Origin of the sequence: Acinetobacter sp. TUM15071, from assembly GCF_008980925.1 — a bacterium.
GTDB lineage: Bacteria > Pseudomonadota > Gammaproteobacteria > Pseudomonadales > Moraxellaceae > Acinetobacter > Acinetobacter dispersus.
This window is the reverse complement of record NZ_BKGB01000004.1, coordinates 108,274-121,588: the sequence shown is the minus strand read 5'-3', so window position 1 is coordinate 121,588 and position 13,315 is coordinate 108,274. Positions and strand designations below refer to the sequence as shown.

The window sequence follows — 13,315 nt, the reverse complement described above, 5'->3', positions numbered from 1 at the left end:
TGAAACAAGTTGTATAAATCTTAAAGATTAAAAAATCTATTTTGTTCAATTAATTACAACATATTAAAAATGTTCAGCTTTATGATTCAATTTGCTTCGGATGAGGAAATCACCAGTGGATGCACCGTAGACCAGTAATTTCCATCTTCCTCATTTTTAGCCTATTTATCCCAATAGCTTTTGAATATCTTTTGCAATTTTTTCAGGTTTGGTAATCGGGGCATAGCGTTTGACCACGTCACCGTTTTGATTGATCAGGAATTTAGTGAAGTTCCATTTAATGCTGCTACCTAACAGACCCTTGGCTTCAGAGGTGAGGTATTGATATAAAGGATGTGCGGTTGGGCCATTTACATCAACCTTGGCAAACATGGGGAACGATACGCCATAATTGCGCTGACAGAAGCTGCCGATTTCTTCATTGCTCGATGGATCTTGGTTGGCAAATTGATTACATGGAAAACCGAGAATCACCAACCCTTGTTGTTGATAGTCCTGATATAACTTCTCCAAACCCTCAAATTGTGGTGTTAGACCACACTGGCTTGCGGTATTCACCACCAATAACACTTTGCCTTGGTAATCCGCGAAGTTCTTTTGTTCGCCTTCTAACAATTCAGCCTGAAAATCATAAATCTTGCTCATAGGTGTTCTCTCTTCTATCCAATAATGGATGTACTCAAAATAGTTTGCTGAATCATTCAGCTCACCTATTTAATATTTCACACAATTATCTTGTGTGCAAGTTAATTATGCGCAATGTACTTTTAAAGCAATCCAATTTATACTGAATGTTCAACAATCGAGTCGAGGAAAAACCATCATGGCTGAAGTTTCATTTTTGGATAACCAAGTGTGTTTTGCCATGTATTCCGCGACCAATGCGATGATTCGCCAATATCGCCCTTTGCTTCAGGAATATGATCTGACCTATCCGCAATTTATTGTATTGCTGGCTTTGTATGAGCAGGACAATGTGATGTTGTCTGAGATTGGACAAAAGACTTTTTTTGATTCTGGAACGCTGACACCGATTATTAAAAAACTCGAAGAAAAGCAGTTTTTAAAGCGTGTTGCGGTCAAAGAAGATGAGCGGATGAAGAAAGTAATCTTGCTGAAAAAAGCACTGGCTGCAAAAGATGAAATTACCCTGATTCCGTTTAAGCTCGCCTGCTCATTGAGTATGGACCCAAATGATTTAGTGGCGATTCATAACTTATGCCATCGTTTCTTAAAGGGTTTGGAACAATCTAAACTCGAAAGTCTGGAAAATTAAATGCAGCAAGCGATTGTCGGTTTTCATCTCGATGAAGAAGGACATTATGTTGCTGATCTCGCCTGTGGGCATGGGCAGCACGTCCGTCATGATCCACCGTGGCAAAATCGTCCTTGGGTGTTAACCAAACAAGGGCGGAAAGAGAAATTAGGGGTAATGTTGGAATGTAAGAAGTGTGAGGGAAAATAAAACCTAATACTGCATCAAAATTTAAGAGAAACATCAACTAAAAAGCCCAATAGATGATTGGGCTTTTTAGTTGATACATATTATTTATATATCCATTTTCTTAAATAAAAAGAACGGTAAATTTCGAATAATCATCATAATAATTGCCCATTTACCTGGTGTATAAATGGTTAATTTACCTTTATCGATTCCTTGCACAATATCGCTAGCAACTTGCTCAGGTGAAGCAAGCTTGCCTTTACCAGACATTCCAGCCGTCATAGGGGTCGCTGTCGGACCAGGCTTGATTAAAGTCGCTGTGACTTGAGAACCTGTTAACGCTAAGCGATGTTGTAATCCTTGTAGATATTTATCAAGCAATGCTTTGGATGCACCGTATACATAATTCGATTTACGACCACGGTCACCTGCTACAGAACCAATCACCGCTAATTTCCCATGATTATGTTCAATCATATGTTTAGCAATAGCTTCAGTAAATAAGACTGGTGACAACGCATTTACTTCGATTGCCTGCTGACATTGAACTAGATCATTTTGACATTGATCTTGATCAGGTAAATTACCATGTGCAATCAGGGCAATATCGATTTTTCCCTGTTGATTGATGGTATCAATACAATCTTGAATTGCCGCAGCATTTAAAAAATCGACGGTCTGTAATTGGATATTGGCCTGCGGGGTACGGACTTTAAGATCATTCGCAACACGCTGTAATTTGTCTTGGTCTCGACCCAACAGAATAACTTCACAAGGCTGCTGCTTAAGCCAGAGTCTGGCGCAGTGTTCAGCAATAGCGGAGGTTCCACCTACAATTAAGATTTTTGGTTGATTTGACATTTAACCCCCTAATAGACGACGAGACATTTCCGAGCTGATGCCTGGGTCCCGATATTTTAAAAATTCATTCAAGTGCGGATAACCCGCTTCAAATAATGACCTTGGCATACGAGCATCTTTGGCTAAATAAAGGCGGCCTTGTGCTTGCTGCACAATATGATCCAATTCATTTAACAGTTTTAAGGTTTTTTCACCACGATTAGGGAAATCCAACGCCAAAGTAACACCAGATTTTGGAAAGCTCAGTAATCCACCAGACTCACGATCACCAAATGTTTTTAATACCGCTAAAAATGAGCCTTCGCCTGATTTTTTAATGGCGTTTAACATATCTTGAGTGACTTCTTTGCCAATCTCGTTCGGCACCACACTTTGATATTGATAAAAACCTTTCGGTCCGTACATTTTGTTCCATTCATGCATGGCATCTAATGGATAAAAGAATGGCTCGTAATGTACTTTTTGCGATTGGCTTTTGAGCGAGTTCCCATGAAAGTAGGCAAAATTAAAGACTGGTAAACTGAGTTTATTCACCAATGAAATCGGAGGAGTAATCGGAAATGTTTTATCGTTTATTTTAGGTTCCGCTTGCGTAGATGCACTCGCCAAATTTCCCCGTGAAAAAAGTCCCTTAGCATTAGCACCATTCATACAGTCAATCCAAGATACCGTATATTCCCAATCAGGTTCAGATGAATCAGAGAGTGCAAAAAACTCATCTAGATTGTGATAAGGAATAGTTTCTGAATCAATCCACGAACTTTGAACTGGACGTAATTGTATTTTTGCTTCTAAAATTATACCTGTTAGGCCAATTCCACCTACAGTTGCATAGAACCAATCAGCCCTTTCAGTCTTTGAACACTCAATAATTTCACCATCAGTCCGCATCAGCTTAATCTGCAGAAGGTGGTCACCAAAAGACCCAAAAGCATGGTGGTTTTTGCCATGTACATCATTTGCAATGGCCCCGCCGACAGTAATCATCTGCGTGCCTGGGGTTACAGGTAACATCCAGCCTTGTGGGATGAGTGTTCGGTGAATATCTTGTAAGGTAGCACCTGCTTCGCAGTGCAAAATTCCAGTATTTAAATCAAAAGAAATCAAATGATTCATGGCTGTGGTCAGCCATAAAAGGCCATTGCCATTTAATGCCACATCACCATAACTACGTCCCATACCATGAGCGATACCTGGGAACGTGCCATGTTTTATTTGTTTGGATGCTTGTGAAGGTGTTATTAAAGGGATAACGTGATGTTCAGCGTCAGAAAGCCGACCCCAAGCCTGTATTGTTTTCATTTATGCCTCAACTTTACGAAACACAAAATGTTTATCTAGATAATATTTGCAAATATAGCCAATCATTAGACCGATTATTCCACCCACGTAACGCATCTCTTTGGTTCCAAACGCTGCATGAAAGCCAAATTCAAAACCCCAGAAAATAATCGTAGTAAAGATACCCATAATGGTATACAGCATAAAAACCTTTCCATCATGTTTAGTATTATGTGTTTTATATTTAAAAATATACTTTTTATCTAAGATATACTTAACAATTAAACCGACACCTGTGCCGACAAAAATTGAAATAAAAATATAAAAATTTCCAACATAAATATAACTGGAAATATCTTGTGCTATAATATTGCAAAACGTAGCAACCATAGCAAATGCTGTATAAAGCAGCGCGAGCTTAATAGAGTCCATCATTTATATTTAATAGCGCTGAAAAAAAAATGTATGATATAGCAGAAAATCGGTCTTTTCTAGCGGAAATCCCAGGACTGATAAAACTAATAAGACCTAAACAATGGCTTAAGAATAGCTTTGTTTTCGCACCGCTGATCTTTGCAGGCGAATTCCTAAATTTAGACTCTATTTATTCCGTATTATTTGCGGCATTTTTATTTTGTCTAGCGGCCTCAGCGGTCTATATTGTTAATGACTTAAAAGATATAGAAAAAGATCGGGCACATCCTGAAAAGTCATTGAAACGACCTTTAGCTTCGGGTCAAGTAAGTCCCCAAAGTGCAATTATCCTATTAACCTTGATTTATATTGCTTTAGGATTCGCTTGGTTAGTTGCGCCAAAGGTCATCTACGTGATCGTGGTATATTTACTACTGAATTGGGCCTATACCTTTAAACTGAAGCATGAACCCGTTATTGAAATTTTCATTGTAGCCTTTGGTTTTGTATTACGAGTATATGCAGGCGCTGTAGCTCTTGCCGTGCCAGTTTCTCACTGGATGTTTATTACGACATTAAGTATTTCACTGTATCTCGCTTCAATTAAACGTCGTCAGGAACTAATACAAAGTGGCTCGCAAGGGCGTGGTGTACTTGAACACTATTCAGTAAGTCTGATTGACCGCTTTGCAGGTATCTCAGCCGTTACAGCCATTGTTTTTTATAGCTTGTATACGATGGAAGTACAGCCACAACTGATTATCACTATCCCATTTGTGATGTTCGGCTTATTCCGTTACTGGTTTATTGTTGAAACATTAAAAGGTGGAGAATCTCCAACTGACGTGATCGCTCAGGACTGGCAAATATTATTAACCGTTGTTTTATGGGTCGCATGTTGTATCTGGACATTATTGCCAGCCTAATTTTATTTTGGATTGTTTTGTGACGTATTATATTTACCTTATTACCCCATTTTTAGCTTGGCTAGTTGCTGGCTGTCTAAAATTTCTTATTAATTCAATTAAAGCCAAGAAATTGGCTTTTGGATTAATTGGCTATGGTGGATTACCAAGTAATCATAGTGCCATTGTAAGCAGTATGGCTGCGCTTATTGCCATTAAGGAAGGGATTGATACACCTGCTTTTGGTGTTGCGCTTACCCTCTCATTTATTGTGCTTTTAGATGCGAATAGCTTAAGACGTGCTGTTGGCAAACATGCTGCAGCTATCAATCTTTTAGCTAAAAATACGCCTGAGTATCAGCATTTAAGAGAGCGTATGGGACATACAAAGATTGAGATCTTAGCTGGTATCGTTGTAGGTGTTTTCGTTGCTTATTTAGCAAGCATGTTATAAGTCAAATATTACCTTGGGACTATATAACTTATTAAACGTTAATTTAGTCACCAATCTAATCTTTGCCTACCCTCCCAGTATTAGCTAGCCAATAGTTATTTCATAATTAAGTTTTAGTAGCGCGTTTATGAACATGTTCATTAAAAGCAATAAAGAAAATATTAAATTTATTTTATATTCTTTATTAATCCTCATTGTTATTATTTTCATCCACAGCAACATATATTCTTTTAACTTTACAATAAGGTTGCATGACTATTTATACTCACAATGGGTATTTAGCTATGACTATGGTTTTGTTAGAAGAGCTTTGCCTGGTGAAATATTAAACATTTTCGGGGTGGATCCAACTTATAGACATGTTCGCCTAGTATCCATTATTTTATTACTTATACTATTCTATCTTTTTTCTAGAATTACATTTGTTTTCTTCAAAAAATTAAAACTTGAAAACAAAGATGTTATCATTTTTTCATTATGTATTTTTAGTTTATCTTTTCTAACCTCTCAATGGGTAAGAGAATTATCTCGTTTTGATCATGTCGGTCAAATTATTCTGCTCACCTCTATTTTACTCATATTAAAAAATTCAAAAAATTTCATTGTTCTAGCTTTTATATTATTATCATTACCCGTAATGGCATTGACGCATGAAGCGATGCTAATATTCTTTGTTCCAACTTTGGCATTTATATATTATCAGAAATATAGAAAAATAAGTCACATTTTCCTTATTGGGATAGAGTCTGCTTTACTATTAGTAGCAGTAGTGATCTATGGAAAGATGTCTCCATTCCAAGTTAACTCTATCATTAAAACCTTTATGTATTACGACCATTTTCAATCTTATGCTGTCAGCACGTCGCTACTGACTTTAAAAGAAAATTTCGTAACAAACTATCAAACATTTTTTGAAACCAAAGCATATTTAAAAATATTTTTTACATTCCTATTTTGCTCACCTGTACTTTTATTTATTAAAAAATGCACAGACAAAAAAACGTTTATTCTCATCTTGTTTTTTTCAGCATCTCCGTTGGCGCTAACCTTAATAGCATTTGATTATATTAGATGGATTGCACTATTCTTATTTAACTTGTCTGTAATATTCATGTCATTAGCAATAATGAATAAAATTGACAGAAATTTAATTACATCAAACTTCATGAGTTTTAAAAAGCTCATATACTCTTATGCTCTTGTTTGCTTATTACTTGGCCCTTTAGGGATAGGCAATACCTTTATCAACTTCTATGAAGTAAACTTCCCTTGGGAAAAAAGAGAACAATGGGACCAAGACTTACTTGTTAAATTGAATGATCCAATCCCCTTATCTAATATTAGGTTAAGTATTGATGATGTTAACTCAATTACACAACTTTACTTTTTAAACCAAGAAAAAGTTAAGCAAGAGAAGATAAACAAAGCTGTTATTCGTTACTATATCAAAGCTTCAAATGAAGGAAATAGTGACGCCCAAAATACTCTCGGTTTTTTCTATTTCTATGGGATACATACATCTATAAACTATTGCTCGGCTTTAGAAATGTTTAAAATGGCTGCCCAAAATCAAAACAAGCATGCCTTATATAACTTATCTACTTTATATAGAAATGGAATTTGTGTCGAAAAAAACATTAAAAAGGCGAATAATTTATTAGCACAGGCCTCTTTACATGGAAATGACTTAGCTAAATTCATGTTAGCTATTAATTATTTACATGGTAAAAATGGGTTTGTTAAGAATAAAAAAGAAGCCTTGAAAATATTAGCTGAATTAAAAGGTAAAGGAAATTTACCAGCAGAAATTTCGTTGGAAGTACTTAAACTAAAATAACATCCAATATCTAAGTTTAACAGCAAGCCGTTCTAGAGTTCAGTACACTGGAGCGGCTCGCTGGTAATTTTTATTTTTTAAACCATTATCAGCCAGAACCAATCAAATAAATTAAATAAGCAAGCCTCAGATATTTTTATAGCCCAAACTTAGCTCTTGACCTCAATCTAAGTTGAGTTTTTATAGTTGTCCCTTAATCTACAAAATACGGATAGATAAATGGATAACTTGAATAAAACATTTCTCATATACGGCGTCAGTAAGGGACTAGGGAAAGCCATTGTTCAAGCTGTGCCAAAGCCAACAGATACCATCTATGGTGTATCTCGCACCCAACCACAAGAAATGCCGAATTTAAACTGGATTCGTGCTGATCTTTCTAAATCTGAACAAGCTGTAAGTGATATAAAGACGACAATTAGGCAGCAAAAAATTGATGTGCTGATTTACAATGTCGGCATTTGGGAACAACAAGCTTTTAGCAATGATTATAATTTCGAAGATGTTTCTGCTGCTGAAATCAACCAAATCATCAATACCAATATCACCACCTGTATACTGTCGGTTCAATCATTGATCGAAAATCTCAAACTATCCAACAATGCCAAAATCATTCTGATCGGGTCGACATGGGCTGTTGATAATCATAACGGTAAAGAGCTTGTTTTCTCCGCAACTAAATTTGCGTTAAGAGGCATTGCGCAATCCCTTCGAGAAATCTTGCGTGAACACCTGATTGGGGTCAGTGTACTGAACTTAGGCTACCTTGCCAGCGAATATGAAATTGATAAACCCACTAAAGACGTTTTAGAACAAACCGAATATTCCCTTATCCCTTTAGCCGATGTGATTCAGACAATTCATTTTATTCTTTCAACCAGTAAAGCAAGCTGTGTTAAAGAAATTTTGATGCCTGCAATGTTGGACACAAATGTTTAGCTGTTTATGAATAACCTAAATAGCCGACATAAGATGAGCCAATGTCTTCCAAGCCCATTTGGTGATAGAGTTTTATTGCTGGGAAATTATCGATGTCGACAATCAAATGTGCGATGCGTCCACTCTCAACGATTTGGTTGATTGCAAACGCTAATACACGCTCAGCATAACCCTGCCGTCGATATTCAGGAAAGGTGTAAGTTCCGCCTATACTGACCAGACGATGAGTTTCAATCCCGAATCGAACGATAGAGACAATTTGACCATCAACTTCATGCACAACAACCTTAGCCTGCTGAATAAGCACATTCCAATCAGATCTTTCATCTACCGAACGTTCTTGATTGTATAAGTGTTGATATTCAATTAGGCGAGGAATATCTGATGTCATGGCGAAACGGCCACTCGCCTGTGGGAAGCGATGCGAACAGACCATGACTGATTGATCATACTCTTGCAATATGCTCATTTGATGCCCCATCATAGAACGCAGTATATCTCGCCCAAAAGACGTAGTAATAATACGATGGGGTTGAAGTTTAACAATCGTTGAACAAAGTAATCCAGCAGAGCTGCTTTCCTCTGGTAACCAAAAACAAGTCCCTCCAACAAGTATGACTGCAACACCGAGGAGTTCATCAGACTGATTAGAATCATATAGTCTTAACAGTTGCCACTGTGTATCAATGCCTTGTGTACGATCAAGAAATACAGTGATCCCAAGAGAGTGATAAAATTGAGCATCCAGCCATTGAAAAATGAGTTGGCGCTCACTTTGAGATGTAAAAGATCCTCTTATAATTTTCACATCAGGATTTGCCTGCTCAATCTTGTTTTTCACTTTTCTTTTCTCTAACTCTGGTTATATCAATTTGAAACAAATGAAAATATCTGTGATATCCAAGCTAAGTTAATTTTCAACAATATGCTAAATATTTTAATTCTTTATTTTATTAAAAGATTATTGAGCTTTAGCTAACCTAGAAATGAAGAAAAATATGTCGTAACCATTAGTAATCAATCCTTCTGTAATGGCTTCCCTTCTCCCTTGATATTCAGATAAATTTAGCTAAGTGTCACAAATATTAATCATGATGTTACATCATTCAGAGGTACATTAAGGTTTGGTTTTTAGCTGAAAATTTAGTAAATATTTAAGGAAATATAGGGATGCAGAAGAAAAATATTGGCATTATATTTGGGGGGAAATCTACCGAGCACGAGGTTTCGCTTCAGTCTGCAAGAAATATTGTTGATGCGATAGATCGAGAAAAATTTGATGTGACATTGATCGGTATCGATAAAAATGGAATATGGCACCTGAATGAAAGTACTCATTTTTTATTAAATTCAGATAATCCATCTCTCATTTCACTACATCAATCAGGACGAAATATTGCGTTCATTCCAGGGAAAAATGAAAAACAAATCATAGAGTTTCAAAACAAAACTCTATCGCAATTGGATGTGATCTTTCCGATCGTTCACGGAACACTTGGAGAAGATGGCTCATTGCAAGGATTGCTAAGAATGGTGAACCTTCCATTTGTTGGTTCTCAAGTCCTCAGTTCTGCCATGTGTATGGATAAAGATATAACCAAAAGATTATTAAGAGATGCTGGCTTAAATATTACCCCCTTCATAAAGCTAACGAAGAAAAATAGAAAAGATATAAGCTTCGAAATTGCCAGTTCACAATTAGGCTGCCCATTATTTGTTAAACCCGCTAATCAGGGTTCATCAGTAGGTGTGAGTAAAGTCAGCACTCAAGATGAATTTGAAACAGCTCTAGATACAGCGTTCATTTACGACAATAAAGTTTTGATTGAACAAGGAATTAATGGCAGAGAAATAGAATGTGCCGTTATCGGTAACGATGAGCCTTCAGCAAGTGTTTGTGGGGAAATTGAGCTTGAAGATAGCTTCTATTCGTATGACACAAAATATATTAATGATAAAGGCGCAACAGTAACGATACCTGCAAATATATCTGATGAAATCAGCCAAAAAATTAGAGAGATCTCCATCAAAGCTTATGAAGTTTTGGAATGCACTGGACTCGCAAGGGTTGATGTTTTTTTAACAAAAAATGGAGAAGTTTTTATTAATGAAATAAATACCTTACCAGGTTTTACTAATATAAGTATGTTTCCAAAGCTATGGGAAGCGAGTGGGTTAAATTACTCTGACCTCATTACCCGTTTAATAGAATTAGCAATTGAACAGCATGAAAATGACGCTCAACTACAAAATACAGTTTTTTTAAATGAGATAGATTAATCGTATTTTCCCACTCAAAACCAAGGAATAAAAAAGGAAGCCTTCGCTTCCTTTTTCTTTACATCTAAAACTTAGATGCCATATTTTTCACGATAAGCCTGCATATTGGCTAAAGCGTCTTTTTCGCCTTTCGTATCTAGATAATCCATCAAATCTTTCATGGTGATCAATGCATGCACAGGAATTTCGAGTTCTTTTTGCACTTCCTGAATCGCAGAAAGCTGACCTTGGCCACGTTCTTGACGATCTAACGCCACCAATACACCTGCAATTTCAGCACCTGCATTTTTTAAGATGGTCACAACTTCACGAATCGCTGTTCCCGCAGTGATCACATCATCAATGATCCAGACTTTTTGACCTGCAACCGACGCACCCACCAACACACCGCCTTCACCGTGATCTTTGGCTTCTTTACGGTTAAAGCCCCAAGGTACACTTTTGCCATGCACTTGAGACAATGCCACAGCTGTTGCTGCGACAAAAGGAATCCCTTTATACGCTGGGCCAAAAATCACACCGACATTGTCACACTGTACCAGTTTGTCGGCATAGCCTTGCGCTAACAAAGACAGTGCTTCACCATCGTTTAACAAACCTGCGTTAAAGAAATAAGGACTGACACGGCCTGATTTTAAGGTAAACTCACCAAATTTAAGCACTCCACGTGATAATGCGAGTTCGATAAAAGCTTGCGGATGAAATGACACAGGCGTTGTCATATAAAGTGCTCCAAATTCTTCAATTGAGGTTAAACAGACGTATGATACCAAAGGATAGCTATCCAAGTGATGTAAAAATTCTTCGAGTCGTTTCAATTAACGTAAATGGCTTGCGCTCATCAGTTACCAAAGGTCTACTCGAATGGCTAGAACAGTCGGGTGCTGATGTGGTTTGTATGCAAGAAAGTCGCATTACCCATGAACAATGGACCGATAAATTTAAACCTGAAGGTTGGTATACCCACCTGTTCCCTGCTGAACGTGCCGGTTATGCAGGTACGGCGATTTATAGCCGTCTGCCATTCGTTTCAGTGAAAGATGGTTTAGGCTTTGAACTGGCTGATTCTCAAGGACGTTTTACGACTGCTGAATTTGATTTAGGGCTGTCACAAACTGTTCATATTGCCTCGCTATACTTGCCATCAGGATCAAGCGGTGACGAAGCGCAAGCACGCAAAGACGTGTTTTTACAAGAATACGCCAAAATACTCAAACAGTGGCGAGATGAAAATAAATCAATCATCGTGTGTGGGGATTACAATATCGTGCATAAACGCATCGATATTAAAAACTGGTCAGGTAACCAGAAATCTTCTGGGGTACTGCCACATGAACGTGCTTGGCTCGATCATATGTATGATGAGTTAGGTTATGTGGATACTTTCCGCGAAGTTCGCCCTGAAGCAGAATTGTATTCGTGGTGGTCCAATCGTGGTCAAGCACGTGCGAAAAATGTTGGGTGGCGTATTGACTACCATTCATGCTCTCCAGACTGGAAAGCACGTACAACAAATGCATGGGTCTATAAAGAACAATGGTTTAGTGACCATGCACCCGTGATTATCGACTATAAAATACACGAATAAGTGAACACCTGTTCACTTTGATCGCTTCTTTAGCTTACATAACTTGTCGCTTTTGTGTATTTTTATTTCGCATCTAGAACGGCATTATAGCTTCACGGCACAGGGAAGCGGTCAGGATGACCAAAAAGGGATAGGAAGCCGTAGGAAGATAAAATAAACTTAGATTAAGTTTATTTGCAAGGATGAGACATTGGACGTTGAAATGAGACCCGCATAATCAGGAAGATTATATGCGGGTTTTCTCTTTTCTAGATATTAGATTTTCTTTCTTGGCTTTGTCTTTAGCCCTTATGCTCAAATCACATGATCATTTTTGTCATTTAATTTCTGCTTCACATATTCTACCGATCAACTTGATAAAAAATTTCAACTGGTATACCACCCTTCTTTTGCGTTAGGCTTTGGCCCATATCTTTTATTCTTTTTATGGTTTTCGGTATGTTTAAAATTTACGGCATTAAAAATTGTAATTCGATGAAAAAAGCTTTTGATGCTTTACAAGCCAAAGGCATCAATTACGAATTTCATGATTATAAGAAACAAGGCATTGATACAGATACTTTAGCGATCTGGTTAAAAGAGATTGGCGCAGATAAAGTACTGAATAAAAAAGGCACCACATGGCGCAAATTAAGCGCGGATGAGCAAACACACGCGACCAGCAATGAACAGAACCTGATTGAAACCCTGATCGCGCAACCAAGCCTGATTAAGCGTCCTGTACTGCAAACCCCACAAGGTTTTGTGATTGGCTTTGATGAAGCCACTTATCAAGCTTTATCGGCTTAAATTCTATAAATCAACAATAATAAAAAACCGAGTCTTAGGACTCGGTTTTTTATTATTTAAATCTGGCTTAGTTAGTACGAATCCAAGTTTGGTTACGACCTAAAGCAGCTACACCGATATAACCACGTAATTTCAGCTTTTTACCACCTTCGATAATTTCAGCTTTCAATTTATAGGTTTTACCATTTTTAGGATCGATAATTGAACCACCATCGTAGTTCACACCACCGACATTTTTCAGGCCATTTACAATAGTCACGCCTTTCAGTGGTTTGTTATGGTACGTTCCTTCACATTTAGAACAAGCATTTTCCTGACCTGCCACTAAATATTTTTGAATCGACGCCGTTAACGTTCCATCCTTTTGCTCCGTGAACTTCACGATCGCCTTTGGCTGTTTTGTTTCATCATCAATGGTCTGCCAAACACTGCCATTCAGCGCATCCGCTGCATTGGCAAAAGTTGTCAAACCGAGCAATCCAAATGCTAAAGCAATTTTCTTCATTTTTGTAATATCCTTAAG

16 protein-coding genes are annotated in these 13,315 nt (G+C 37.4%); 9 read left to right on the top strand and 7 right to left on the bottom strand.

Annotated features, from left to right (window positions below):
• Nucleotides 1-165 precede the first annotated feature (165 nt).
• Complete coding sequence (locus GBI66_RS05365) at nucleotides 166-645, bottom strand: glutathione peroxidase (protein ID WP_151715411.1); 480 nt, start codon at nucleotides 643-645, stop codon at nucleotides 166-168.
• A 178-nt stretch (nucleotides 646-823) separates the two neighbouring features.
• On the opposite strand from GBI66_RS05365, the gene GBI66_RS05360 reads away from it, so the two are divergent.
• Nucleotides 824-1,276, top strand: coding sequence for a MarR family winged helix-turn-helix transcriptional regulator (locus GBI66_RS05360; protein ID WP_151715410.1), 453 nt, complete (start codon nucleotides 824-826; stop codon nucleotides 1,274-1,276).
• Complete coding sequence (locus GBI66_RS05355; protein WP_151715409.1) at nucleotides 1,277-1,465, top strand: DUF3565 domain-containing protein; 189 nt, start codon at nucleotides 1,277-1,279, stop codon at nucleotides 1,463-1,465.
• A gap of 84 nt (nucleotides 1,466-1,549) precedes the next feature.
• Here GBI66_RS05355 and GBI66_RS05350 read toward each other — a convergent pair whose 3' ends face one another.
• Genes GBI66_RS05350 through GBI66_RS05340 form a run of 3 tightly spaced genes read right to left on the bottom strand, consistent with a single transcriptional unit; the run spans nucleotide 1,550 to nucleotide 4,021 of the window.
• On the bottom strand, nucleotides 1,550-2,305 hold the full coding sequence (locus tag GBI66_RS05350; protein WP_151715408.1) for an SDR family NAD(P)-dependent oxidoreductase: 756 nt from the start codon (nucleotides 2,303-2,305) through the stop codon (nucleotides 1,550-1,552).
• The gene (locus GBI66_RS05345; RefSeq protein ID WP_151715407.1) at nucleotides 2,306-3,607 is read right to left on the bottom strand and encodes an FAD-binding oxidoreductase; all 1,302 of its coding nucleotides are present in this window, start codon (nucleotides 3,605-3,607) and stop codon (nucleotides 2,306-2,308) included.
• On the bottom strand, nucleotides 3,608-4,021 hold the full coding sequence (locus GBI66_RS05340) for a GtrA family protein (protein WP_151715406.1): 414 nt from the start codon (nucleotides 4,019-4,021) through the stop codon (nucleotides 3,608-3,610).
• A gap of 26 nt (nucleotides 4,022-4,047) precedes the next feature.
• Here GBI66_RS05340 and GBI66_RS05335 point away from each other — a divergent pair, with 26 nt between their 5' ends.
• The 4 genes from GBI66_RS05335 (at nucleotide 4,048) to GBI66_RS05320 (ending at nucleotide 8,135) form a co-directional block, all read left to right on the top strand.
• On the top strand, nucleotides 4,048-4,926 hold the full coding sequence (locus GBI66_RS05335; RefSeq protein ID WP_005185901.1) for a decaprenyl-phosphate phosphoribosyltransferase: 879 nt from the start codon (nucleotides 4,048-4,050) through the stop codon (nucleotides 4,924-4,926).
• A gap of 19 nt (nucleotides 4,927-4,945) precedes the next feature.
• Entirely contained in the window at nucleotides 4,946-5,359 is a 414-nt protein-coding gene (locus GBI66_RS05330; protein WP_151715405.1) for a divergent PAP2 family protein, read from the top strand.
• 127 nt (nucleotides 5,360-5,486) lie between these two features.
• Nucleotides 5,487-7,196, top strand: a complete 1,710-nt coding sequence (locus GBI66_RS05325) for a tetratricopeptide repeat protein (RefSeq protein WP_151715404.1) — start codon at nucleotides 5,487-5,489, stop codon at nucleotides 7,194-7,196.
• Between the two features lie 219 nt (nucleotides 7,197-7,415).
• A complete protein-coding gene (locus GBI66_RS05320) occupies nucleotides 7,416-8,135 on the top strand; it encodes an SDR family oxidoreductase (protein ID WP_151715403.1) in 720 nt (239 codons plus the stop codon).
• 4 nt (nucleotides 8,136-8,139) lie between these two features.
• Here the strand turns inward: GBI66_RS05320 and GBI66_RS05315 are convergent, their stop codons facing one another.
• Nucleotides 8,140-8,976, bottom strand: coding sequence for a GNAT family N-acetyltransferase (locus tag GBI66_RS05315; RefSeq protein ID WP_151715402.1), 837 nt, complete (start codon nucleotides 8,974-8,976; stop codon nucleotides 8,140-8,142).
• 329 nt (nucleotides 8,977-9,305) lie between these two features.
• Between GBI66_RS05315 and ddlA the strand changes: the two genes are divergently transcribed.
• The gene (gene ddlA / locus GBI66_RS05310) at nucleotides 9,306-10,415 is read left to right on the top strand and encodes a D-alanine--D-alanine ligase (RefSeq protein WP_151715401.1); all 1,110 of its coding nucleotides are present in this window, start codon (nucleotides 9,306-9,308) and stop codon (nucleotides 10,413-10,415) included.
• Nucleotides 10,416-10,486: 71 nt separating this feature from the next.
• Here ddlA and pyrE read toward each other — a convergent pair whose 3' ends face one another.
• On the bottom strand, nucleotides 10,487-11,137 hold the full coding sequence (gene pyrE, locus GBI66_RS05305) for an orotate phosphoribosyltransferase (protein WP_016162422.1): 651 nt from the start codon (nucleotides 11,135-11,137) through the stop codon (nucleotides 10,487-10,489).
• A gap of 41 nt (nucleotides 11,138-11,178) precedes the next feature.
• On the opposite strand from pyrE, the gene GBI66_RS05300 reads away from it, so the two are divergent.
• Entirely contained in the window at nucleotides 11,179-12,003 is an 825-nt protein-coding gene (locus GBI66_RS05300; RefSeq protein ID WP_005201607.1) for an exodeoxyribonuclease III, read from the top strand.
• 438 nt (nucleotides 12,004-12,441) lie between these two features.
• Entirely contained in the window at nucleotides 12,442-12,792 is a 351-nt protein-coding gene (locus GBI66_RS05295; protein WP_151715400.1) for an arsenate reductase, read from the top strand.
• A gap of 67 nt (nucleotides 12,793-12,859) precedes the next feature.
• Here the strand turns inward: GBI66_RS05295 and GBI66_RS05290 are convergent, their stop codons facing one another.
• Nucleotides 12,860-13,297 carry a DUF2147 domain-containing protein gene (locus tag GBI66_RS05290; RefSeq protein ID WP_005147721.1) on the bottom strand — a complete coding sequence of 146 codons (438 nt, stop codon included), beginning with the start codon at nucleotides 13,295-13,297 and terminating at the stop codon, nucleotides 12,860-12,862.
• Between the last annotated feature and the right edge of the window lie 18 nt (nucleotides 13,298-13,315).

Excerpts from the sequence above, each read along its gene's own strand:
- GBI66_RS05365 (WP_151715411.1), bottom strand. The coding sequence starts at position 645 with ATGAGCAAGATTTATGATTTTCAGGCTGAATTGTTAGAAGGCGAACAA.
- GBI66_RS05360 (WP_151715410.1), top strand. The coding sequence starts at position 824 with ATGGCTGAAGTTTCATTTTTGGATAACCAAGTGTGTTTTGCCATGTAT.
- GBI66_RS05355 (WP_151715409.1), top strand. The coding sequence starts at position 1,277 with ATGCAGCAAGCGATTGTCGGTTTTCATCTCGATGAAGAAGGACATTAT.
- GBI66_RS05350 (WP_151715408.1), bottom strand. The coding sequence starts at position 2,305 with ATGTCAAATCAACCAAAAATCTTAATTGTAGGTGGAACCTCCGCTATT.
- GBI66_RS05345 (WP_151715407.1), bottom strand. The coding sequence starts at position 3,607 with ATGAAAACAATACAGGCTTGGGGTCGGCTTTCTGACGCTGAACATCAC.
- GBI66_RS05340 (WP_151715406.1), bottom strand. The coding sequence starts at position 4,021 with ATGATGGACTCTATTAAGCTCGCGCTGCTTTATACAGCATTTGCTATG.
- GBI66_RS05335 (WP_005185901.1), top strand. The coding sequence starts at position 4,048 with ATGTATGATATAGCAGAAAATCGGTCTTTTCTAGCGGAAATCCCAGGA.
- GBI66_RS05325 (WP_151715404.1), top strand. The coding sequence starts at position 5,487 with ATGAACATGTTCATTAAAAGCAATAAAGAAAATATTAAATTTATTTTA.
- GBI66_RS05320 (WP_151715403.1), top strand. The coding sequence starts at position 7,416 with ATGGATAACTTGAATAAAACATTTCTCATATACGGCGTCAGTAAGGGA.
- ddlA (WP_151715401.1), top strand. The coding sequence starts at position 9,306 with ATGCAGAAGAAAAATATTGGCATTATATTTGGGGGGAAATCTACCGAG.
- pyrE (WP_016162422.1), bottom strand. The coding sequence starts at position 11,137 with ATGACAACGCCTGTGTCATTTCATCCGCAAGCTTTTATCGAACTCGCA.
- GBI66_RS05300 (WP_005201607.1), top strand. The coding sequence starts at position 11,179 with ATGATACCAAAGGATAGCTATCCAAGTGATGTAAAAATTCTTCGAGTC.
- GBI66_RS05295 (WP_151715400.1), top strand. The coding sequence starts at position 12,442 with ATGTTTAAAATTTACGGCATTAAAAATTGTAATTCGATGAAAAAAGCT.
- GBI66_RS05290 (WP_005147721.1), bottom strand. The coding sequence starts at position 13,297 with ATGAAGAAAATTGCTTTAGCATTTGGATTGCTCGGTTTGACAACTTTT.